The sequence below is a fragment of the Variovorax sp. ISS6 genome (genome assembly GCF_056523145.1).
In genome coordinates this window covers 4,143,322-4,164,530 of the sequence record NZ_JAWRZC010000001.1, presented here as the reverse complement: position 1 = coordinate 4,164,530, position 21,209 = coordinate 4,143,322, and the positions used below count along the sequence as shown (strand labels likewise).

The 21,209-nt window shown below is 70.8% G+C and carries 25 protein-coding genes; 9 read left to right on the top strand and 16 right to left on the bottom strand.

Annotated features, from left to right (window positions below; translation table 11 throughout):
- Nucleotides 1–37 precede the first annotated feature (37 nt).
- The 6 genes from dapD (at nucleotide 38) to AC1HIL_RS19430 (ending at nucleotide 6,933) form a co-directional block, all read left to right on the top strand.
- Nucleotides 38–871 carry a 2,3,4,5-tetrahydropyridine-2,6-dicarboxylate N-succinyltransferase gene (gene dapD, locus AC1HIL_RS19455; RefSeq protein ID WP_057591746.1) on the top strand — a complete coding sequence of 278 codons (834 nt, stop codon included), beginning with the start codon at nucleotides 38–40 and terminating at the stop codon, nucleotides 869–871.
- A gap of 101 nt (nucleotides 872–972) precedes the next feature.
- On the top strand, nucleotides 973–2,121 hold the full coding sequence (locus AC1HIL_RS19450; RefSeq protein ID WP_057591747.1) for a PilT/PilU family type 4a pilus ATPase: 1,149 nt from the start codon (nucleotides 973–975) through the stop codon (nucleotides 2,119–2,121).
- A gap of 14 nt (nucleotides 2,122–2,135) precedes the next feature.
- Entirely contained in the window at nucleotides 2,136–3,314 is a 1,179-nt protein-coding gene (gene dapE, locus AC1HIL_RS19445; RefSeq protein ID WP_296735560.1) for a succinyl-diaminopimelate desuccinylase, read from the top strand.
- Entirely contained in the window at nucleotides 3,311–4,183 is an 873-nt protein-coding gene (gene prmB / locus AC1HIL_RS19440; RefSeq protein WP_479669798.1) for a 50S ribosomal protein L3 N(5)-glutamine methyltransferase, read from the top strand. Before dapE ends, prmB begins: the two co-directional genes overlap by 4 nt.
- A 160-nt stretch (nucleotides 4,184–4,343) precedes the next feature.
- The gene (locus AC1HIL_RS19435) at nucleotides 4,344–6,323 is read left to right on the top strand and encodes an ABC-F family ATP-binding cassette domain-containing protein (RefSeq protein ID WP_057591750.1); all 1,980 of its coding nucleotides are present in this window, start codon (nucleotides 4,344–4,346) and stop codon (nucleotides 6,321–6,323) included.
- A gap of 106 nt (nucleotides 6,324–6,429) precedes the next feature.
- Complete coding sequence (locus AC1HIL_RS19430; RefSeq protein ID WP_057591751.1) at nucleotides 6,430–6,933, top strand: hypothetical protein; 504 nt, start codon at nucleotides 6,430–6,432, stop codon at nucleotides 6,931–6,933.
- 188 nt (nucleotides 6,934–7,121) lie between these two features.
- Here AC1HIL_RS19430 and AC1HIL_RS19425 read toward each other — a convergent pair whose 3' ends face one another.
- Nucleotides 7,122–7,523 carry a helix-turn-helix domain-containing protein gene (locus tag AC1HIL_RS19425; protein WP_412179542.1) on the bottom strand — a complete coding sequence of 134 codons (402 nt, stop codon included), beginning with the start codon at nucleotides 7,521–7,523 and terminating at the stop codon, nucleotides 7,122–7,124.
- 66 nt (nucleotides 7,524–7,589) lie between these two features.
- Between AC1HIL_RS19425 and AC1HIL_RS19420 the strand changes: the two genes are divergently transcribed.
- Together AC1HIL_RS19420 and AC1HIL_RS19415 are read left to right on the top strand one after the other, a co-directional pair.
- Nucleotides 7,590–8,393 (top strand): helix-turn-helix domain-containing protein, encoded by an 804-nt coding sequence (locus tag AC1HIL_RS19420; RefSeq protein ID WP_082321551.1) that lies wholly within the window; start codon nucleotides 7,590–7,592, stop codon nucleotides 8,391–8,393.
- 264 nt (nucleotides 8,394–8,657) lie between these two features.
- Entirely contained in the window at nucleotides 8,658–9,185 is a 528-nt protein-coding gene (locus AC1HIL_RS19415; RefSeq protein WP_479669797.1) for a nucleoside 2-deoxyribosyltransferase, read from the top strand.
- A 1-nt stretch (nucleotide 9,186) separates the two neighbouring features.
- On the opposite strand, the gene fliR is transcribed toward AC1HIL_RS19415, so the two are convergent.
- From fliR to fliF, 13 genes are all read right to left on the bottom strand, one after another.
- The gene (gene fliR / locus AC1HIL_RS19410) at nucleotides 9,187–9,957 is read right to left on the bottom strand and encodes a flagellar biosynthetic protein FliR (RefSeq protein WP_057591753.1); all 771 of its coding nucleotides are present in this window, start codon (nucleotides 9,955–9,957) and stop codon (nucleotides 9,187–9,189) included.
- 19 nt (nucleotides 9,958–9,976) lie between these two features.
- Nucleotides 9,977–10,246 (bottom strand): flagellar biosynthesis protein FliQ, encoded by a 270-nt coding sequence (gene fliQ, locus AC1HIL_RS19405; RefSeq protein WP_057591754.1) that lies wholly within the window; start codon nucleotides 10,244–10,246, stop codon nucleotides 9,977–9,979.
- A complete protein-coding gene (gene fliP / locus AC1HIL_RS19400; RefSeq protein WP_431508852.1) occupies nucleotides 10,243–10,992 on the bottom strand; it encodes a flagellar type III secretion system pore protein FliP in 750 nt (249 codons plus the stop codon). Before fliP ends, fliQ begins: the two co-directional genes overlap by 4 nt.
- Nucleotides 10,973–11,269, bottom strand: coding sequence for a FliO/MopB family protein (locus tag AC1HIL_RS19395; protein WP_093341687.1), 297 nt, complete (start codon nucleotides 11,267–11,269; stop codon nucleotides 10,973–10,975). The genes fliP and AC1HIL_RS19395 overlap by 20 nt, the downstream gene beginning before the upstream one ends.
- A gap of 25 nt (nucleotides 11,270–11,294) precedes the next feature.
- On the bottom strand, nucleotides 11,295–11,660 hold the full coding sequence (gene fliN, locus AC1HIL_RS19390) for a flagellar motor switch protein FliN (RefSeq protein WP_057591757.1): 366 nt from the start codon (nucleotides 11,658–11,660) through the stop codon (nucleotides 11,295–11,297).
- The gene (fliM, locus tag AC1HIL_RS19385; protein ID WP_261205864.1) at nucleotides 11,650–12,639 is read right to left on the bottom strand and encodes a flagellar motor switch protein FliM; all 990 of its coding nucleotides are present in this window, start codon (nucleotides 12,637–12,639) and stop codon (nucleotides 11,650–11,652) included. Before fliM ends, fliN begins: the two co-directional genes overlap by 11 nt.
- A gap of 13 nt (nucleotides 12,640–12,652) precedes the next feature.
- Complete coding sequence (locus AC1HIL_RS19380) at nucleotides 12,653–13,219, bottom strand: flagellar basal body-associated FliL family protein (RefSeq protein ID WP_057607213.1); 567 nt, start codon at nucleotides 13,217–13,219, stop codon at nucleotides 12,653–12,655.
- A gap of 106 nt (nucleotides 13,220–13,325) precedes the next feature.
- Nucleotides 13,326–14,579, bottom strand: coding sequence for a flagellar hook-length control protein FliK (locus AC1HIL_RS19375; protein ID WP_479669796.1), 1,254 nt, complete (start codon nucleotides 14,577–14,579; stop codon nucleotides 13,326–13,328).
- Nucleotides 14,576–15,025, bottom strand: a complete 450-nt coding sequence (gene fliJ, locus AC1HIL_RS19370) for a flagellar export protein FliJ (protein WP_479669795.1) — start codon at nucleotides 15,023–15,025, stop codon at nucleotides 14,576–14,578. The genes AC1HIL_RS19375 and fliJ overlap by 4 nt, the downstream gene beginning before the upstream one ends.
- Nucleotides 15,022–16,428, bottom strand: coding sequence for a flagellar protein export ATPase FliI (gene fliI, locus AC1HIL_RS19365; protein ID WP_479669794.1), 1,407 nt, complete (start codon nucleotides 16,426–16,428; stop codon nucleotides 15,022–15,024). The genes fliJ and fliI overlap by 4 nt, the downstream gene beginning before the upstream one ends.
- Nucleotides 16,415–17,092, bottom strand: a complete 678-nt coding sequence (locus tag AC1HIL_RS19360; RefSeq protein WP_057591763.1) for a FliH/SctL family protein — start codon at nucleotides 17,090–17,092, stop codon at nucleotides 16,415–16,417. Before AC1HIL_RS19360 ends, fliI begins: the two co-directional genes overlap by 14 nt.
- A gap of 43 nt (nucleotides 17,093–17,135) precedes the next feature.
- Nucleotides 17,136–18,128 (bottom strand): flagellar motor switch protein FliG, encoded by a 993-nt coding sequence (fliG, locus tag AC1HIL_RS19355; RefSeq protein WP_057591764.1) that lies wholly within the window; start codon nucleotides 18,126–18,128, stop codon nucleotides 17,136–17,138.
- 15 nt (nucleotides 18,129–18,143) lie between these two features.
- Nucleotides 18,144–19,880 carry a flagellar basal-body MS-ring/collar protein FliF gene (fliF, locus tag AC1HIL_RS19350; protein WP_479669793.1) on the bottom strand — a complete coding sequence of 579 codons (1,737 nt, stop codon included), beginning with the start codon at nucleotides 19,878–19,880 and terminating at the stop codon, nucleotides 18,144–18,146.
- Between the two features lie 160 nt (nucleotides 19,881–20,040).
- Here fliF and fliE point away from each other — a divergent pair, with 160 nt between their 5' ends.
- Complete coding sequence (gene fliE / locus AC1HIL_RS19345; protein ID WP_057591766.1) at nucleotides 20,041–20,358, top strand: flagellar hook-basal body complex protein FliE; 318 nt, start codon at nucleotides 20,041–20,043, stop codon at nucleotides 20,356–20,358.
- A 73-nt stretch (nucleotides 20,359–20,431) separates the two neighbouring features.
- Here the strand turns inward: fliE and AC1HIL_RS19340 are convergent, their stop codons facing one another.
- Both AC1HIL_RS19340 and fliS read right to left on the bottom strand, forming a co-directional pair.
- Entirely contained in the window at nucleotides 20,432–20,731 is a 300-nt protein-coding gene (locus AC1HIL_RS19340; RefSeq protein WP_057591767.1) for a flagellar protein FliT, read from the bottom strand.
- Nucleotides 20,732–20,750: 19 nt separating this feature from the next.
- Nucleotides 20,751–21,167 carry a flagellar export chaperone FliS gene (gene fliS / locus AC1HIL_RS19335; protein ID WP_261205867.1) on the bottom strand — a complete coding sequence of 139 codons (417 nt, stop codon included), beginning with the start codon at nucleotides 21,165–21,167 and terminating at the stop codon, nucleotides 20,751–20,753.
- Between the last annotated feature and the right edge of the window lie 42 nt (nucleotides 21,168–21,209).

Below are 21,209 nucleotides of genomic sequence, written 5' to 3'. Positions count from 1 at the left end.
CGCCCCCCATTTTTCGCTTCTTCATCCGAGAGTTCTCATGACCCAGCAACTGCAACAAATCATCGACGCCGCGTGGGAAGACCGCGCCAACATCTCCGCCAGCGCCTCCTCGGCCGAAGTGCGCGATGCCGTCGAGCACGTGATCGTCGAACTCAACAACGGCAAGCTGCGCGTGGCCACGCGCGAGGGCGTGGGCCAGTGGACGGTGCACCAGTGGATCAAGAAGGCCGTGCTGCTGTCGTTCCGCCTCAAGGACAACGAGCAGATCCAGGCCGGCTCGCTCGGCTTCTACGACAAGGTGCCGACCAAGTTCTCGCACCTGTCGGCCAGCGAGCTCAAGGACTCGGGCGTGCGCATCGTGCCGCCGGCCGTGGCCCGCCGCGGCAGCTTCATCGCCAAGGGCGCGATCCTGATGCCCTCGTACGTGAACATCGGCGCCTACGTGGGCGAAGGCACCATGGTCGACACCTGGGCCACCGTGGGCTCGTGCGCGCAGGTCGGCGCCAACGTGCACCTGTCGGGCGGCGTGGGCCTGGGCGGCGTGCTCGAGCCGCTGCAGGCCAACCCGACCATCATCGAGGACAACTGCTTCATCGGCGCGCGCTCCGAAGTGGTCGAAGGCGTGATCGTGGAAGAGAACTCGGTGCTCGGCATGGGCGTGTATATCGGCCAGAGCACGCCGATCTTCAACCGCGACACCGGCGAAATCTCGTACGGCCGCGTGCCCAGCGGCAGCGTGGTGATCAGCGGCAACCTGCCCAAGAAGACCAAGTCGGGCCAGGACTACAGCACCTATGCCGCGATCATCGTGAAGACGGTCGACGCGCAGACGCGCTCGAAGACCAGCCTCAACGACCTGCTGCGCGACTGATCGAAAGATCGATCCGGGCGGCCCGAGGGGGCCGCTTTTTTTCCGTTCCACCAGAGCGCCACGACGGCACCGCCGAACGACCGAGGAGAAGGAGAGCGACGATGAACATGATGGAGCGAATTCTTCGGCTGATGGCCGAGCGCAAGGCCTCCGACATCTACCTGTCGGCGCACTCCCCGGTGCAGATCCGCATCAACGGCGTGTGCGTGCCGGTCAATGCGCAGGTGCTGCCGCCGGCCGCGCCGCTCGCGCTGCTGGCCGAGGTGGTGCCGCCCGCGCGCATCCAGGAGCTCGAGGCCAACGGCGAGCTCAACATGGCGGTGGCGATCGAGGGCGCGGGCAACTTCCGCATCAGCGCGATGCGCCAGCGCGGCACCTATGCGGTGGTGGTGCGGCACATCGCCTCGGTCATCCCGGGCTTCGACGAGCTCAACCTGCCCGACATCCTCAAGACGCTCATCATGGAAAAGCGCGGGCTGATCCTGATGGTGGGCGCCACCGGTGCCGGCAAGACCACCACGCTGGCCTCGATGCTCGACTACCGCAACGAGCACGCCAGCGGCCACATCCTCACGGTCGAGGAGCCGATCGAGTTCACCTACACCAACAAGCGCTCGCTGGTGAACCAGCGCGAGGTGGGCAGCGACACGCAGTCGCTGCAGACGGCGCTGAAGAACGCGCTGCGCCAGGCGCCCGACGTGATCCAGATCGGCGAGATCCGCGACCGCGAGACCATGACCGCGGCCATCGCCTATGCGCAGTCGGGCCACCTGTGCGTGGCCACGCTGCATGCCAACAACAGCTACCGCGCGCTCAACCGCGTGCTGAGCTTCTTCCCGGTCGAGGTGCGCCCCACGCTGCTGGGCGACTTGGGCTCGGCGCTGCGCGCCATCGTCTCGCAGCGGCTGCTGCGCACGCCCCAGGGCGCGCGCGTGCCCGCGCTCGAGGTCATGCTCAACACCGCGCTGGTGGCCGAGCTGATCGAGAAGGGCGACTTCTCGGGCGTCAAGGAGGCGATGGAGAAATCCATGGCCGAAGGCTCGCAGACCTTCGAGGAAGACATCGCGCGCCTCGTGATCGAGGAGCGCATCACCCGCGAGGAAGGGCTGGCCCATGCCGATTCGCCCACCAACCTCATGTGGCGCCTGCAGAACCGCCAGGCGCCCAAGTCCCAGGCCGACGAGCGGCACCTGACCGACCAGCTCGACGAGCCCACCTTCACCGACATCACGCTCGACGTGAAATTCTGAGAACCGCCCACCCGATGTCCCGCACGCTCCAGCTCGCCGAACAACTGATCTCGCGCCCTTCCGTCACCCCCGACGACGCGGGCTGCCAACAGATCCTGGGCGAGCGGCTCGCGCGGCTGGGCTTCGCGCTCGAGACCATCGAGAGCGGTCCGGCGGACTTCCGGGTCACCAACCTGTGGGCAGTGCGCCGTCCGGCCGACGCCTCGGCCGCCACGAAAACGCTGGTGTTCGCGGGCCACACCGACGTGGTGCCCACCGGCCCCGTCGAGCAGTGGACCAGCCACCCGTTCACGCCCACGCACCGCGACGGCAAGCTCTACGGCCGCGGCGCCTGCGACATGAAGACCTCGGTGGCCGCCTTCGTGGTCTCGATCGAGGAATTCCTGCAGGCCGTGCCCGATCCGCGCCTGACGCTGGCGCTGCTGCTCACGAGCGACGAGGAAGGCCCGGGCGTCGACGGCACCGTGGTCGTGTGCAATGCGCTGGCCGCGCGCGGCGAGAAGCTCGACTACTGCATCGTCGGCGAGCCCACGGCCGTCGAGCGCTGCGGCGACATGATCAAGAACGGCCGCCGCGGCACCATGAGCGGCAAGCTCACGGTCAAGGGCGTGCAGGGCCACATCGCCTACCCGCACCTTGCGAAGAACCCGGTGCATGCGGTGGCGCCCGCGCTGGCCGAGCTGGTCGCGATCAACGCGGCCGGCGGCTGGGACGCCGGCAATGCCTGGTTCCAGCCCACGAGCTGGCAGATCAGCAACTTCCACGCGGGCACCGGCGCGAGCAACGTGATCCCGGGCAGCGCGGTGATCGACTTCAATTTCCGCTTCTCGACCGAGTCCACCCCCGAGTCGCTGCAGCAGCGCGTGCAGGCCGTGCTCGACGCGCATGGCGTCGACTGCACGCTGGCCTGGACCGTCGGCGGCCTGCCCTTCCTGACCACGCCGGGCGAACTGGTCGCGGCCGTGCAGGGCGCGATCCGCGACGAGACCGGCATCGAGACCGAGCTGTCGACCAGCGGCGGCACCAGCGACGCGCGCTTCATCGCCAAGGTCTGCCCGCAGGTGGTCGAGCTCGGCCCGGTGAACGCCAGCATCCACAAGATCGACGAGCACATCGACGTGGCCGAGATCGAGACGCTGAAGAACATCTACCTGCGCACCCTGAAGCAGCTCGACGCTGCGCTCGCGCCATGAAGACCGTCATCGCGCTGATCGAAGCCGGCGCCGAGCAACTGGAACAGGCCGGCGTGGCCTTCGGCCATGGCACGGCCAACGCCTTCGACGAAGCGGCCTGGCTGGTGCTGTGGCGCCTGAAGCTGCCGCTCGACGAACTCGACGCCGTGGCCGACACGCCGGTGGCGCCGGCCGACGCGGCCAAGGTCGAGGCGCTGATCGCCGAGCGCATCGCGAGCCGCAAGCCCGCCGCCTACCTCACCAAGGAAGCCTGGCTGCAGGGCGTGTCCTTCTACGTCGACGAGCGCGCCATCGTGCCGCGCAGCTTCATCGCCGAGCTGATCGCCGACGGCTCCATCGACTACTGGCTCGGCGAGCACACGCAGCGCGTGCTCGACCTGTGCACCGGCAACGGCAGTCTCGCGGTGCTCGCGGCGCTGACCTATCCCGAGGTGAGGGTGGACGCGGCCGACCTGTCGGTGGCGGCGCTCGAGGTGGCGGCGATCAACGTCACGCGCCACGCGCTCGATGCGCGCGTGACGCTGATCGAATCCGACGGCCTCGCGGCCACGCCCGGCCCCTACGACCTGGTGCTGTGCAACCCGCCCTACGTCAACAGCGACAGCATGGCCGCCCTGCCCGCCGAATACCGCGCCGAGCCCGAGCTGGCGCTGGCCGGCGGCGCCGACGGCATGGATTTCGTGCGCCGGCTGTTCGCCGACGCGCCCGCGCGCATGAGCGAGCACGCGGTGCTGGTGCTGGAGATCGGCAACGAGCGCGAGCACTTCGAGGCGGCGTTTCCGCAGCTCGAGGTGGTATGGCTCGAAACCTCGGCCGGCGACGACCAGGTGCTGCTGGTCACGCGTGAGGCGCTGTTGAAAGCGGGCTGACCGGACGCGAAGAACGCGAAGATTTCGCGAAGGACGCGAAAGAAACCAGGAAATCTCTTTTTTGCGTCCTTCGCGAAATCTTCGCGTCCTCTGCGTCCGGTACCCGTATTCCGCCCCCCTTTCGGCCCAACTCGGATAATCCGGGGTTGGGCTCCATTTCATGATCACTCTCAAGAACGTCATTCTTCGCCGCAGCGCCAAGGTCCTGCTCGACGGCGCCACCGTCACCCTCAACCCCGGCGAGAAGGTCGGCCTGGTGGGCCGCAACGGCGCGGGCAAGTCCACGCTGTTCGCGCTGCTCAACGGCACCCTGCACGAGGATGGCGGCGATTTCTCCGTGCCCAAGCAGTGGCGCATGGCGCAGGTCGCGCAGAACATGCCCGAGACCGAGGAGTCGGCCACCGACTTCGTGGTGGGCGGCGACACCCGCCTGGTCGAGCTGCGCGAAGCGCTCGCGCTGGCCGAGGCCGCGCACGCGACCGATCCCGACGATGCCGACGCGGGCATGGCGCTCGCGCATGCCTACACCGACCTGGCCGATGCCGGCGAGCACGACGCCGTGCCGCGCGCGCAGGCGCTGATCCTGGGCCTGGGCTTCAAGGCGCACGAGCTCGACGCGCCGGTCAACAGCTTCTCGGGCGGCTGGCGCATGCGGCTGCAGCTCGCGCGCGCGCTGATGTGCCCGAGCGACCTGCTGCTGCTCGACGAACCCACCAACCACCTGGACCTCGACGCCCTGGTCTGGCTCGAAGCCTGGCTGCAGCGCTACGCGGGCACCATGATCGTCATCAGCCACGACCGCGAGTTCCTCGACGCCGTGACCGACGTGACCCTGCACATCGCCAACGCCCAGCTCACGCGCTACGGCGGCAACTACAGCAAGTTCGAGGACATGCGCGCGCTGCAGATGGAGCAGCAGCAGCAGGCCTTCGTCAAGCAGCAGGACAAGATCGCCCACCTGCAGAAGTTCATCGACCGCTTCAAGGCCAAGGCCAGCAAGGCCAAGCAGGCCCAGAGCCGCGTGAAGGCGCTCGAGCGCATGGAGCGCGTGGCGCCGCTGCTGGCCGAGGCCGACTTCAGCTTCGAGTTCAAGGAGCCGGGCAACATCCCGAACCCGATGCTGTCGATCAGCAACGCGAGCTTCGGCTACGAGATCGAGAACGAGGAGCCCAAGACCATCCTGCGCGGCGTCAACCGCTCGGTGCTCGCGGGCCAGCGCATCGGCATCCTGGGCGCCAACGGCCAGGGCAAGTCGACGCTGGTGAAGACCATCGCGCGCGAGATGGGCGCGCTGGCCGGCCAGGTCACCGAGGGCAAGGGCCTGAACATCGGCTACTTCGCGCAGCAGGAACTCGACGTGCTGCACCCCGAGAGCAACCCGCTCGAGCACATGGTGCGCATGGCGCGCGAACTCGGCAGCAGCGTGAAGGAAGCCACCGGCGAACAGGCGCTGCGCGGCTACCTCGGCAGCTTCAACTTCAGCGGCGACATGGTGAAGCAGCCCGTGGGCACCATGAGCGGCGGCGAGAAGGCGCGGCTGGTGCTCGCGATGATGGTCTGGCAACGGCCCAACCTGCTGCTGCTCGACGAGCCCACCAACCACCTGGACCTCGCCACGCGCGAGGCCCTGGCCGTGGCGCTCAACGAGTTCGAGGGCACGCTGATGCTCGTGAGCCACGACCGCGCGCTGCTGCGCTCGGTCTGCGACGAGTTCTGGCTCGTGGGCCGCGGCGTGGTCGGCGATTTCGACGGCGACCTCGACGACTACCAGCGCTACCTGCTCGACGAGGCCAAGCGGCTGCGCGAGGAGGCCAAGGTGGCGAACGCAGCCGCCGCCGCGCCGGTGGCCGCGCCCGCCCCCGTGGCGCCGCCGGCCGCGTCGCGCAAGCAGGACGCCCAGGAGCGCCAGCAGCGCAGCGAGCAGGCCAAGCCGCTGAAGCGCGAGCTCTCGAAGATCGACGAGCGCATGGCCGCGGCCGGCAGCGAGCGCACCGCGCTCGAGGCCCGGCTGGCCGAGCCGCTGCCGCCGGCCGAGATCGCCGAGGCCGGCAAGCGGCTCAAGGCGCTCAACGACGAGATCGGCCAGCTCGAGGAACGCTGGCTCGCGCTGTCGGACCAGCTGGAAGCCCTGAGCGCGTGACGGGCCTGAAACGCCTGTAACGCTTGCAGGCCTTGAACCACCGCCCGGCCGGACCATCTATCGGAAGATCCCCATTCATCCGACGACCACCCGGGAGGTGCATCGCATGCCATCCGCCATCGAACTGGCCCAGGGCGACGAGAAGCTGATCGCCGCCATCCACCGCAGCCGGCGCCTGCTCGGCCGCAAGGCCCTGATGGCCGCGGCCGCCAGCGCGGTGCCGCTGCCGGGCGTGGACTGGATGGCCGATGCCGCCCTGCTCTCGCGGCTGGTGCCGCAGATCAGCGCCGAATTCGGGCTCTCGGTGACCCAGATCGACCGCCTCGGCACGCACCAGCGCGAACGCGTGCAGAAGGCCGCCACCACCGTCGGCGCGCTGCTGGTCGGCCGGCTGGTCACGCGCGAGCTGCTGATCAAGCTCGCGCGCCATGCCGGCATGCGGCTCACGGCCAAGCAGGCCACCAAGTACGTGCCGATCGCCGGCCAGGTGGTGTCGGCCGCGCTCGGCTATGCCGCGCTGCGTGCCCTGGGCGAACAGCACATCAAGGATTGCGTGCGCGTGCGCACCGTGCTCGCGCTGCCGCCCGCCGAAGCGCCCGCGTCCGCCTGAGCGTTTCGCGATCGGGCGCGGCCAGCGCCAGCGCCGCGCCGAGGGCCAGGCCGAAACCGCCGAGACCGAGGGCCAGCATGTTGCCGGCCTGCCAGCCGGCACAGATCACCGCCGCCGACACCAGCAGCAACAGGATGCGCAGCTTGCCCTCGAAGCCCTGGCACGGCATGGCCTGCCCGGCGCATCGATCAGTCGCGGTGCATCGCGGGCCAAGGCAGCGGGCCGCGCGGAAAGGGGCGCAGCACCACCGGGGGCAACGCGGGCCGGCGACGGGACGAGGCGCCGGCCCTGGCCGGCGTGGACGCCGGTGCGGGAGCAGAAGCCGCGGGTGCCGATCCCGGTGCGACGGGCTCGGCCGGCGCGGCGCGCGTCGAAGGTCGGCCCCTGGGCGCCCGCGGCGCCACCGGCCCTTCCTTGAGCTGCTGTTCGTAGGCGGCGCGCAGCGCGTCGTAGGTGCGCAGCATCACGTCGCGGTCGCCGTAGCGACCGATCTTGCTGATGGTGGGTTGCGGAATGCCGGTCCGTTTCTGGATCTGCTTCTGCGTAAGTCCCATGGCGCGAAGCGCCAGTACGAGCTCTTGTGGCTTCATGGCTGACTCCCTTTCGCCCATTCTAGAGTTGAGAGTGAATATTCCCTCACGCTTAAATTCGCGCCCATGGAAGATCCCCTCGCGGCACGGGCGCTGGCGGCTCGCAAATTCGCCAAACTGACACAGCGGCAGGCCGAGGAGCACTCAGGCGTGCGGCAATCCGACATCTCGAAGATCGAGCGTGGAGAAACGGTGCGGCCCTCGGGTCTGGTGCAGCTCGCGCGCGCCTACCGCTGCGATCCGATCTGGCTGGTCACCGGCGAGGGCCGCGCCCCCTGGGAGGAAGCCGCGCTGCCGCGCTCGAGCGACATCACGGGCGAGCGCGACGGCCCCTACCGCGTGACGCGCGTGCCGCCGCCGATCCCGTTCTACCGCCCCGGCACGCCCGGCACCGTGCCGTTGATCACCTGGGAGCAGGCCGCCACCTGGACCGGCCCGACCATCCCCGAACCGCCACCGCCGGCCCCGCCGCCGCTGCCACTGAACGTGCGCGAACTCCGCAAGGGCAAGCTGCCGCCCGCGCCGCCGCCGCAACCGGTGCCCGCCGAGATGTGGATTCCCTGCGTGAGCCGCCACAGCGAGCTGGCCTATGCGGTTCGCGTGCGCGGCGACAGCATGACCGCGCCCAGCGGCCACCTCAAGAGCTATCCGGTCGACGCGATCATCTTCGTCGACCCGCAGCGCGTGCAGCCCATGGATGGCGAACGCATCGTCGCCAGGCTCGACGCCAGCGGCGAGGTCACCTTCAAGGCCTTCAAGCAGGAGGACGGCCGGCGCTGGCTGCAGCCGCTCAATCCCGCGCACGAGCCGATCCGGCTCGCCTTCACCGTGCTGGGCACGGTCATCGGCAAATGGGAAGACGAGGACTGAACCGGGCGCCGTCGCCACGAAGAATGAGCCCAGAATGAGCGCGCGCCTCAAAGGGCCAAACGGCGCGTACGGTCAGGTTGCATGCAGGTTCGGAGCGCACATTAAGGGCTCTTCCTGTGACCTGTACCTCTGATCCTCCCTCCTCCGCAGGTCACCTTCCAGCCCGCCTCGTGCGGGCTGTTTTTTTTGTGGCGCGACCCGATGCGAAATGCCAGGGCGCATCGCCCTACGCGCATGCGCGCCGTGTCGCCGCATACTCGGCGCATGAACGCAGCTTCCGACCGCGTGCGGCGCGTCTACCTCGCCGGCCCCGATGTCTTCCGCGCCGATGCCACCGAACGCCTGCAGCGCCTGGTCGAGGCCTGCGTGGCGCGCGGCTTCGAGGCGCTGCCGCCGGCCGAGGACGCGAGCGGCCCGGCCACGCCGCCGGCCGAGGTGGCGCAGGCGATCTACGACACCAACATGGCGCTCTTGCGACGCGCCTCGGGCGTGATCGCGGACCTGTCGCCGTTCCGCGGCACCGAGCCCGATTCGGGCACGGTGTTCGAGGTCGGCGTGGCGCTCGCGCTGGGCCTGCCGGTGGTGGGCTACGGCATTCCCGAGGGCAGCTACGCGGCACGCGTCGAAGCCGCGCTGCCCACGCGGCGCGATGCGAACGGCACGCTGCGCGACGCGAACGGCATGGCGGTCGAGGGCTTCGAGCTGCCGCTCAACCTGATGCTGGCCTGCTCGATCCGCATCGCGCGCACGGCCGAGGAAGCGCTCGACCTGCTGCGCGAGCGGCTGGGCTGACTCAGCGCCCGCCCGCGGCGGTCGTGATCATGCGCTCCATCAGCGCGAGCAGCGGCTGCTCCATCATCGGCAGCACCAGCGCGATGCCGGCCAGGCCCGCGGTCAGCGTGACCGGGAAGCCGATGGCGTAGATGTTCATCTGCGGCGCCACGCGCGAGACGATGCCCAGCGTGAAGTTGACGAACAGCAGGAGCCCGATCATCGGCAGCGCGATCCACATAGCGCTCGCGAACAGGTCGGTGCCCAGCTCGTGCATGCGCGTGCGCGCCAGCGCCTGCAGCAGGCTGCCGCCGACCGGGAAGGCCTCGAAGCTGCGGATCACCGCCATCAGCACCGTGAGGTGGCCGTTGATCACCACGAAGAACAGCACCGCGATGTTGCCGAAGAAGCGCGACACGGCGCTGGTCTGGCCGCTGCTCACGGGGTCGAAGAAGGAGGCGAAGTTCAGCCCCATCTGCAGCCCGACCAGCTCGCCCGCGAACTCGACCGCCGCGAACACCATGCGCACCGAGAAGCCGATCGCCATGCCGATGCCCACCTGCTGCACCAGCGTGCCGAGCATCGCGGCATCGTTGAGGCCGATCATCGGCGGCGTGTCCAGCGTGGCCTGCGCGCACAGCGCGACCATGAAGGCCAGCCCGATGCGCGCGCGCACCGGAAAGGCACGCGAGGAGAAGACCGGTGCCGTGGTGAACACGCCCAGCACGCGCAGGAAGGGCCACAGCACGGGCGTGACCCAGGCCATGAGCTGGGCTTCGGTGAAGGTCAGCACGGGAACAGCGGAAGGCGCGCTACAGCACCATCTGCGGAATCGACTCGATCACGCGGCGGATGTAGTCGACCAGCGTGGCAAGCATCCACGGACCGGCCAGCGCGAACACCGCCACGGCCGCCACCAGCTTGGGCACGAAGGCCAGCGTGGCCTCGTTGATCTGCGTGATGGCCTGGAAGATGCTCACGACCAGGCCCACGACCAGCACCACCAGCAGCACGGGCAGCGACACGGTCAGGAGCATGACCAGCGCCTCCTGCCCCATGGTCAGGACCATCTGTGCGTTCATGTGGCGAAGCTCGCGGCGAGCGAGCCGATCAGGAGGTTCCAGCCGTCCGCGAGCACGAACAGCATGAGCTTGAACGGTAGCGCGACCAGCACCGGCGACAGCATCATCATGCCGAGCGACATCAGCACGCTCGAGACCACGATGTCGATCACCAGGAACGGGATGAAGATCATGAAGCCGATCTGGAACGCCGACTTGAGCTCGCTGGTGGCGAAGGCCGGGATCAGCACGCGCATCGGCGCGGTCTCGGCCTTCACGTCGGCCGGCAGCTTGGCCAGCCGCGCGAACAGCGCGAAGTCGCTCTGGCGCGTCTGCTTGAGCATGAACTGGCGCATCGGCGTCTCGGCGCGCTTGAGCGCCTCCTCGAAGCCGATGGCATTGGTGCTGTAGGGCTTGTAGGCCTCGTCGTAGACGCGGTCCAGCGTGGGGCCCATCACGAACACCGTGAGGAACAGCGACAGGCCGATGATCACCTGGTTGGGCGGCGCCGATTGCGTGCCCAGCGCCTGGCGCAGCAGCGACAGCACGATCACGATGCGCGTGAAGCCGGTCATCATCAGCACGATGGCCGGCAGGAACGACAGCGCGGTGAAGAACAGCAAGGTCTGCACCGGCACCGAGAAGCTGGTGCCGCCGCTGCCCGAGCCCACCAGCAGCGGCAGCTGGCCGCCGGCCTCCTGCGCGAAGGCGAACGCGGGCGCGAGCAGCGCGACGGCCGCGAGGGCCTTAGCGCGGCAGTTGCGCATGCGGCACCTCGGAAGACGCGGCCGGCAGCGTGTGCAGGCAGGTGATCGACTGGCCGGTCACGCCAAGCACCAGCCAGGTCCGCGCGCCCTCGGGGCCGACCTCGACCGTCACCACGCGCTGCTGCGGCCCGACCGCCACCGCCGACAGCAGGCGCGAGGCGGAACCGCCCGCGCCGGCCGGACCGAGCCCGCGGCGCTGCTGCAGGCGGCGCAGCACGAAGGGCACGGCGCAGATCAGGCCGATGAAGACGACGATGGTGAGCAGGCTCTGCGTCATGAAGGCAAACGGAGGAAAAGCCGCCTCAGACCCGGTTGAGCCGGCGCAGCCGCTCGGCCGGCGCGACCACGTCGGTCAGCCGGATGCCGAACTTGTTGTTGACCACCACCACCTCGCCCTGGGCGACGAGGTAGCCGTTGACCAGCACGTCCATCGGCTCGCTCGCGAGCGTGTCGAGCTCCACGATCGAGCCCTGGCCGAGTTGCAGGATCTGCTTGATCGGCACCTTCTTGCGGCCCAGCTCCACCGAGAGCTGCACCGGGATGTCGAGCACGCGCTGGATGTCCTGCAGCGGCGCCGCGCCCGCAGCGGCGGCGCCCGCGGGCACTTCCTCGAGCGCCTCGGCCCAGCCGCCGGCGGCGTTGTCGGGGGTGGCTTGATCAGTGGACATGTGAACCTCCAAGCCAGTGCGGGTCGTCGCCGCGCAGGCATTCGTCGATGCGCAAGGCGTAGCGCGCGTTGTGGGTGCCGTAGTGGCAGATGAAGACGGGAGCGCCCTCGACCGAGGCCACCAGCTGCGGCAGGCGGTCGAACTGGATGAAGTCGCCGGGCTTCATGCTCATGAGCTGCGCCACCGTGACCTCGGGATGGGCCAGCTCGGCCACCAGCGTGACCTCGGCGGCCTGGATCTCGCGCGTGAGCATGGTCACCCAGCGCCGGTCCTCGGCCATCTCGCGCGCCTGCTGCGCGCCGTAGAGCACCGAGCGGATCGGCTCCAGCGAGGCGTAAGGCAGGCAGACGTGGATGTGGCCCGTGACGCCCGCCACGCTGACCTTGATCAGGTTGACCAGCACCGTGTCGCCAGGCGCGGCCACGTCGACGAACTGCACGTGCGTCTCGGAGCGGTCGGGCACCAGCTTGAGCGGATACACGTCCTGCCAGGCGGTGTTGTAGGCCTGGCAGATCGCGCCGAGCGCGCGCTGGATCACGCGTTGCTCGGTCGGCGAGAAGTCGCGGCCCTCGATCGGCGCATGCACCGTGCCCGAGCCGCCGTACAGCGCATCGACCAGCGCCGAGATCAGCGTGGACTCGCAGACCACCAGCGCGCGGCCGCGCAGCGGCGGCATCGCCACGATGTTGAAGTTGGACGGCAGCGGCAAGGCACCGAGGAAATCGGAGAAGCGCAGCAGCTGCACCGGCTCGATGGCGATGTCGGCGCTGCGGCTCACGAGCTGGAACAGGCCCTGGCGCAGGTTGCGCGCGAAGCGGTCGTGCACCACGTCGAGCGTGGGCATGGGACGGCGCACCAGCCGCTCCTCGCCGGCCGTGATGTCGTAGTCGCGCGCGGCCGCGTCGGCCATGCGCTCGGCGGTGTCGGCGGGGGCCGCCGCCTCGGGCGCGGCCTCGGTGTCCTGTTCGCTGCTGCTCATGGGCGCGTCGGGCTCACTGCACGATGAAGCTGGAGAACAGCACGCCGCGCACCGGGCCGTTCGCGCGCGGCTTCCTGCGGCGCGGCGCCTCGTCGTCGTCGCCGCGCGCCGACTCGGGGTTGAGCACGCGCGTCACCTCGAGCATCACGTCCTCGGCCAGCTTCTCCTTGCCGTCGCGCTTGAGCAGTTCCTCGGAGGTGCGCTGCGACACCAGCATCAGCATCTTGCTGCGCACCACGGGCATCAGCGTCTTCAGGCGCGCGGCGGTCTTCTCGTCCTTCACGTCGAGCGTCATGCCGATCTGCGCCACGCGCTCGCCGCCCGGGTCGGCCAGGTTCACGATCAGGTTCTCGAGCGCCAGGTAGGTGGCATCGGCATGCTTGGCCTCGGGCTCGGGTTCCGCATCGGCGGCGGCGGCCGGTGCCGCGGCGCCGTTCTTGTTGAGGAAGAACCAGGTGCCGCCCGCGGCGGCGCCGCCGGCCAGCAGCACGGCGACGACGATGCCGAGCATGAGCTTCATCCTGCCCTTGGGCGGCGGCGCGGCATTGGCCATGGCGGGGTCGGCGGCTTTGGCGGACACGGTGGATTTCCTTGGGGGCACGGACGGCGGCCATCGCCATCCTCGTGCGGTCGATTATTCGATCGCGAGGGCCGCGGGAAGGGGCGGAAAAAGGGGGGAAAACCGCTCAGACGTACAGATCGAGCGCACGCCCCGCCGGCAGCGGCGCACGCACGACCGCCGGCGCGGGCGCCGAGGCGGAGGCCGCACCGAGCCGCGCGACCCCGCGCACCACGCCACGCGCATCGGGCCGCCCTTCGCCCTCGCCGCGCTGCTGCGTGCCCGCGGACTGCGCATCCACGGTCACGCCCGACAGCAGCAGCCCCTCCTGCCCGAACAGGTCCTTGAGCTGCGCCGCGGCCTGGCCCAGCATCTGGCGCACCTCGGGCTGGTCGCTGCGGAACGCGATCTGCGCCTCGTTGCCCTGCACCTGCACGCTGAACGACACGGTCTGGCCCGGCGCGAGCTCGAGCGAGACATCGGCGCCCTGCGACTTCTGCGCCAGCCACCAGCTGACCTGCTCGGTCATGCGGTCGGCGAGCACGGCACCGCCGGCCGAGGCAGCGGCGGAGGCCGCATCGACGGGCACCATCCAGGCCGACGATGCCGAGGCGGAGGAGGACGTGCCCACGGTCGCGCTGCCGGGATCGGCGAGCGTGCCGGTGGCGCTGCCGCGCTCGGTGCTTTTCTCGGCGCGGCGCGGCGCGGCCACGGTGGCGACGGTTTCCGTCACCGCGGCCTGGATCGTTCGCGCCTGCGCGGACAACGAGGCGGCGGCGAGTTCCTCCTTCGGCGGCAGGGGCTGCGACGGCGCGGTGCGTGGCGGCGCGGCCGCGGCATCGGCCGCCGCCAGGTTCGCCAGGCGCTGCGCCGTGCCGCGCACGGTCGCCGTTGCATTCGGCTTGGCGGCGGGCGCGGCGGGCACATCGGCAGCGGCATCCTGCGTGGTGCCAGGCGTCGTCGGCAACGCGGGCATTCCCTTGGCGGGCCTCGGCCCCGCTCCGGCGCCGTCCACGGCATCGACAGCGGCCTCGGCCGTGGCGACGTGCACGTCGCCCGCCTTGCCCTCGCGGCTCACGAAGGCGCCCTGCGCCAGCAGCATCCAGGGCTCGACGGCCGGCTGCGTGGTTGCGGGCACGGGTGCGCCGGCAAGCGCCTCGTCGGCCTTCTCGTCGTCTTTCGCCGCACCCGCGGCGGGTGTCTTCGCGGGCCTCGAAGCGCCCTCCTCGCCGGCCGCTTCCGCCGCCTCCGAGGCCTGTGATTCATTCGCGCCCTCGAGCGCCCGGTCGAAGGCATCGGCCGCGCCGCCTGGCCCGCGCGCTGCCGGCGCACGCGCGGGCAGCAAGGGATCGACGCTCGTGCGCGCGACTTCGACGCTCATCGCCATTCCTCCGACCGTTCGCCGTGCCGCCGATGCTGCAAGGCCGCCTGTTCGTCCGTCTGCTTCTGCGCGCGCCGGTCGGCCTGCAGCTGCAGCTCGCGTTCGCGCGCCTGCACCAGCTGGCGCAGGCTCTCGAGCCGCGCCTCGGCCTCGCGCACCGGCACGGCCGCGCGCTCCACGCCCTGGCCGAGCTCGCGCACGATGCCGGTCTGCAGCGCGATCGCGTGGTCGAGCCGCTCCATGAACTGGTAGTGGTGGCGCATCAGCTCGGGCGTGCAGTTGAGCGAGCGCGTGGCCCAGCGCGCGGTGCATTCCTGCGCGTAGCTCTCGAGCTGGTCGAGCTGCACCTGGGCCGCGAGCCACTTCTGGCGCGCCTGCCCGAGCACCTGCACCGCGGCGTCACGCCGGTCGCGCGCCATGTCGGCGGCTATCTCTAGGCCGCTCATGCCTGCCGCCCCTCGAGCACGTCGGCCATGCCGCCGAGGCTGACATCGAAAGGCGCGCTCTCGTGCATGCGCTGCTGCAGGAACGCGGTCATCGCGGGCTGCAGCCGGATCGCCTGGTCGAGCGCCGGGTCGCTGCCCGCGGCATAGGCGCCCACGCGCACCAGGTCGCGGCTCTTGCGGTAGCGCGAATAGATGGCGCGGAAGTGGCGCGCGCATTCGAGGTGGCCGGCCGAGGCCACGTTGTGCATCACGCGCGAGGCCGACTGCTCGATGTCGATGGCCGGGAAATGCGCCTCCTCGGCCAGCGCGCGCGACAGCACGATGTGGCCGTCGAGGATGGCGCGCGCGGCGTCGGCGATCGGGTCCTGCTGGTCGTCGCCCTCCGACAGCACGGTGTAGAAGGCGGTGATCGAGCCCACGCCGTTGAGGCCGTTGCCGCTGCGCTCCACCAGCCGCGGCAGCTTGGCGAAGCACGAGGGCGGATAGCCCTTGGTGGCCGGCGCCTCGCCGATCGCCAGCGCGATCTCGCGCTGCGCCATCGCATAGCGCGTGAGCGAGTCCATCAGCAGCAGCACGTGCAGCCCCTGGTCGCGGAAATGCTCGGCCACCGCGGTGGCATAGCTCGCGCCCTGCATGCGCAAGAGCGGCGGCGAATCGGCCGGCGCGGCCACCACCACCGAGCGCGCGCGGCCCTCGGGGCCGAGGATGTCCTCGATGAATTCCTTCACCTCGCGGCCGCGCTCGCCGATCAGGCCGACCACGATCACGTCGGCGGCGGTGTAGCGCGCCATCATCCCGAGCAGCACGCTCTTGCCCACGCCCGAGCCGGCGAACAGGCCGATGCGCTGGCCGCGCCCGACGGTCAGCAAGGCATTGATCGCGCGCACGCCGGTATCGAGCGGCTCGCGCACCGGGTCGCGGTCCATCGCGTTGATCGGCGCGCGCTCCAGCGGCTCGGCGCTGACCTCGGTCAGCGGGCCCAGGTCGTCGAGCACATGGCCCTGCGGGTCGACCACGCGGCCCAGCAGGCCGTCGCCCAGCGGCAGGCGCAGCGCGCCCACGCGCGGCGCGATGCCGGGATCGGCCTCGCCGAGCCGCGGCACCGGCACATAGGGCGCGGCGGGTACCACGCTGGCGCCGCTCGACAGGCCCTGCACCTCGCCGGCCGGCATCAGGAAGGCGCGGTCGTTCGAGAAACCCACCACCTCGGCCAGCACCGCGGGCTGGCTGCCCATGCGCACCAGGCACTGCGAGCCCACGGGCGCGCGGATGCCCGAGGCCTCGAGCACCAGGCCGGTGAGCCGGGTCAGCGTGCCGCGCGCCTCGAGGCCGGCGTCGTGCGCCAGCCGCGCCTGCGCGTCGGCCATGAACTGGCGCCAGTCGAGCGGGTCAGCCAGCCGCATCCGGGTCCTTCGGCGCCGCGTCGTCCTGCCACGGCATCGCCAGGCCCAGCGCCGCGACCGCGCGCGACCAGCGCGTGGCCACGCCGCCATCGATGACGGTGCCGGCCGATTCGACCAGGCAGTCGCCGGGCGCGATGCCCGCGTCGGCCACCACGCTCACGGGCTGGCCCTCGAACTCGGCGCGCAGCGCAACGCCCAGCCTCTCGAAATCGGTGGGCGACAGCCGCACGGCGCTGGCCTTGCCATCGACCGCGAGCATCGCGAGCGCCTCGCGCACCACGGGCTCGAGCACGGCCGGCCGCGTCGCGATCTCCTGGCGCAGCACCTGGCGCGCGAGCGCGCAGGCGATCTCGAGCGTGCCGCGCGCGAGCTCCTGCTGCACCTCGGCCAGTTGCGCCTCGGCGCTTGCGAGCAAGGCGGCCACGCGCTGCGCGGCCTCCAGGCCCTCGTTGGCCTGGTAGGCCTCCATCTGTTCGCGCGCCTCGGCCTGCGCGGCGGCGCGGCCGGCCGCGTAGCCTTCGTCGCGGCCCTGCTGGCGCGCCTCCTCGATCGCCTCGGGATCGACCACGCCGCCGAGCACGTTGCCCTCGGCGCCGACGGCGGCGAACTGCCAGCGCGCGAAGCGCGCGACGTCCTCGCCGCGGATGAAGGCACCGCGGCTCACGCCCGGACCTCCGTCGTTTCAGCAAGCGTCATGCGCGCGCCCATCAGACGAACCCGCCATCGCCGCCGCCCAGCATGATCTGGCCTTCGTCGGCGAGCCGGCGCAGCGCCTTGAGGATTTCCTTCTGCTGCGCCTCGACCTCCGACAGCCGCAGCGGACCGCGCGCCTCGAGGTCCTCGCGCAGCGCCTCGGCCGCGCGCGAGGACATGTTCGAGAGGAACTTGTCGCGCAGCGGCGGCGCCGCGCCCTTGAGCGCGACGATCAGCGTCTCGGACGCGATCTCCTTCATCACCAGCTGCAGCGACTTGTCGTCGAGCTTCATCACGTCGTCGAAGACGAAGGTCAGGTCGGCGATCTGCTGCGCCAGCTCGGCATCGTGGTTGCGGATCGCCGCGATGGCCTGCGCATCGGCACCGCTGCCCAGCAGGTTGATCATGCCGGCGGCCGTGCGCGGGCCGCCCAGCGAGGGCTTGCGCACCTTGGCACCGCCCGAGAGCACGCGGAACATCACCTCGTTGAGGTCTTCGAGCGCGGCCGGCTGGATGCCCTCGAGCGTGGCGACGCGCAGCAGCACCTCGGCGCGCTGCAGGTCGGGCAGCTGCAGCAGGATCGCCGAGGCATGCTCGGGCTCCAGGTGCACCAGGATCGCGGCCACGATCTGCGGATGCTCGAGCTTGAGCACCTCGGCCACCGAGGGCGCGTCCATCCACTTGAGGTTCTCGATGCCGCTGAGGTCGGCGGTCTGCAGGATGCGGTCGACCAGGATCGAGGCCTTCTCCTCGCCGAGCGCGTGGCGCATCACCGAGCGCACGTAGTCGCCCGTGTCGGCCGCGAACAGGCTCTGGCCCGCGGTGGCGGTGATGAAGCGGTCGGCCACCTCGCCGAGCCGCTCGCGCGACACCGCGCGGGTCTTGGCGATGGTCTCGCCGATCTTCTGCACCTCGCGCGGCGACAGGTGCCGCAGCACCTCGCCGGCTTCCTGTTCGCCGAGCGACATCAGCAGGATCGCCGCGTCGTTGAGTCCCTGTTCGTCCATGTGCCTGGTTTCCGCTCAGCCGTGGACCCAGGTCTTGACGATGTTCGCCACCGCCACCGGGTTCTGCCGCGCCATCTGGCGCGCGCCCTCCAGGCGCATCTGCTCGGGCACCTGTTCCTGCGGCGAGGGCACGGCCACCGCCTCGGGCGCGCCGAGCGCGGGCCGCTCGGGCGTGTCGGCCACCATCGCGTTGAGCTGGCTGCCGGTGGCGGGTCCGCCGAGCGCCGGCGTGATGCTGCCGGGCAGCGGCTTGGCCGCGGCCATGGCCTTGAGGCCGGGGCGCACCATGCCCAGGAGCACGATCGCGCCGATCAGCACCAGCCCCACGGGCCAGGCGAAGCTGCGCGCCAGCTCGAGCGTTTCGGGGCGCTTCCACAGCGGCAGTTCGACCTGCACCGGCGCGTCGACCAGGAACGGCGTGTTCATCAGGTTCACCGAGTCGCCGCGTTCCTTGTTGAAGCCGATGCTCTCGCGCACCAGCGCCGTCATCTGCTCGACCTGCTGCGCCGACAGCGCGGTCGGCACCACCTTGCCCGCGGCATCGGCCACGCCCTGGTAGTTGACGACCACCGCCGCGCTGAGCCGGCGGATCTGGCCGGTGGCGCTGCGCACGGTCTTCACGGTCTTGTCGACCTCGTAGTTGATGGTGGACTCGCGCTTGCCCGGCGGGCGCTGCGCCGCGGCTCCCGCGGCCGCCGCACCGGCGGGCGCGAGCGCCGCGGCCGGGCCGTTGACCGGCGCCGACGAGGCACCGGGCGGCTGGTTCGAGGTCGCGCCCGGCACGCCCGCGGGCGGCGTGGCGCCGGCGCCGGTGGTCTCCACCGTCTGCTGGCTGCGCACGGCGCCGGCCTCGGCCGCCTGGTTCGGGCGGTGCTCCTCCATGGTCGCCTCGCTCTGCGAGAAGTCCACGTCGGCCGTGACCTGCGCCTTCACGTTCTGGCGCCCTACCACCGGCTCGAGGATGTCGAGGATGCGGCGCATGTACTGCTGCTCGATCTGCTGCACGTACTGCAGCTGCTGGCCCTCGCCGGCGCCCGCGCCGCCCGCGGCGCCGTCGCCGGTCTGCGACAGCAGCTTGCCGCTGTCGTCGACCACGCTCACCGCCGAGGGCAAGAGCTCGGGCACGCTGGAGGCCACCAGGTGCACGATGCCCGCGATCTGGCTGCGCTCGAGCGTGCGGCCCGGATGCAGCGTCAGCAGCACCGAGGCCGAGGGCTTCTGCTGCTCGCGGAAGAAGCCGTTCTGGTTCGGCAGCGCCAGGTGCACGCGCGCGCTCTGCACCGAGGCCAGGCCCTGGATCGAGCGCGTGAGCTCGCCCTCGAGGCCGCGCTGGAAGCTCAGCTTCTCCTGGAACTGGGTCATGCCGAAGCGGTTGTTCTCCATCAGCTCGAAGCCGGCCACCGAGCCCTTGGGCAGGCCCAGCGAGGCCAGGCGCAGGCGCACGTCGTGCACCTTGTCGGCCGGCACCATCACGGCGCCGCCGCCCTCGGTGTACTTGTAGGGCACGTTCATCTGGGCGAGCTGGGCGACGATCGCGCCGCCGTCCTTGTCGCCGAGGTTGGCGTAGAGCACGCGCCAGTCGGCCTGGCGGCCCATCACGATGGCGGCCACGGCCAGCGCCACCAGCAGCGCGGCGCCGATCGCCAGCCGCAGGCGCTGGCGCCGGTCGAGCGACGCGAGGCGGCCCTGCCAGGCCGGGGCGGCAAGGGACGCGGACTGGGCGGCGGGAAGTTCGGCGACGGCGGTGGACATGGGCTCGGCGGTGCGGGTCGGTTCGCACGGCGCGGAAGGCGCTTCGTGCTCGCTGCGATTATTCGGGCCGGCCCCGTCCCACATAAGCCCGATAAAGGGCTGCTTTCCTGCCCATTTCCCCGCGATCGCGAACGGCCGAGCGCCCGTAGCATCGGTGCCCATGGACCTCCGACTCGCACCGCTGACTTCGCCCACCCCGGCGCAGGCCTTCGCGCGCACGGCGCGCACCGCGCCCCCGGCCGCCGAGGGCAGCGGCGGCGGCTTCGCCGGCGCGCTCTCGGGCGCGCTGCAGTCGGTGAGCGCCGCCCAGAACCAGGCCGGCGCGCTGCAGCGCGAGGTTCAGCTCGAGAACCCGAACGTCAGCCTGGAGCAGACCATGGTCGCGATCCAGAAGGCGCAGATCGGCTTCCAGGCCACGATGCACGTGCGCAACCGCATGGTGCAGGCCTACAGCGACATCATGAACATGCAGGTGTGAGGCGACGGGCGCCCTGCCCGCCTGTCTTGCCGGACCGTGCCGCCGCCTTGCCGGCGGTGTCGGTCCTTCCTCTTCAGTGGATCAGCTGCAGCCGCGAATCGAACAGGTGGTCGAGGTCGGCGATCCACGGCTCGGCCAGCAGCCGGATCTCGGCGTCGTTGCGCAGGATGCGCTGCATCACGCGGGTCTTCTCGGCGCGGTCGGTGCGCGGCAGCTCGAGCGAGGTGGCCTTGAAGCGCAGCTGCTCGATCAGCACGGCGCAGGCGCCTTCGCAGCGCACCACGCCTTCCCAGTCTTCCATGCGGGCGGCCTCGAGCATCTGCTTGCTCGCGGCTTCGATCGCTTTGTAGTAGTCGAGCAGTCGCTCTTGCATGAAGGACTCCAAGGACGCCTCAGGCGGCCTGCGCGGGCTGGGACGGCCCGATCTGTTTCCAGCTCTGTGCGACCGGTGCGATCAGCGAGGCCACTTCCGCCAGGGCCGCCCCGTCGTTGCGGAGGTTGGCGACCGTCAGGCGGTTGATGCAATAGTCGTACAACGCGCGGAGTGTAACCGCGAGTTCTCCACCCCGGGCCTCGTCGAGCCCACCCTTGAGGCCCTCCTCGAGGAATCGCACCGCGCGCATGATCTGCTGGCCCTTGGCCGCGACGTCGCCGCGCGCCAGCGCGCCGCTGGCGGCGTGGATGGCCTGCAGCAGGCCGTCGAACAGCAGCTCGATGAGCCGGTGCGGAGAGGTCGAGGCGTCCACGCCCGATTCGGCGCCCACTCTGGAGTAGGCCTGGGCGGCGCGGGCTGCGGGCGAGGTGTACATGGTGCGGCTTCCTGTTCCGGTGTCTATGCCTTCTTTATCGGC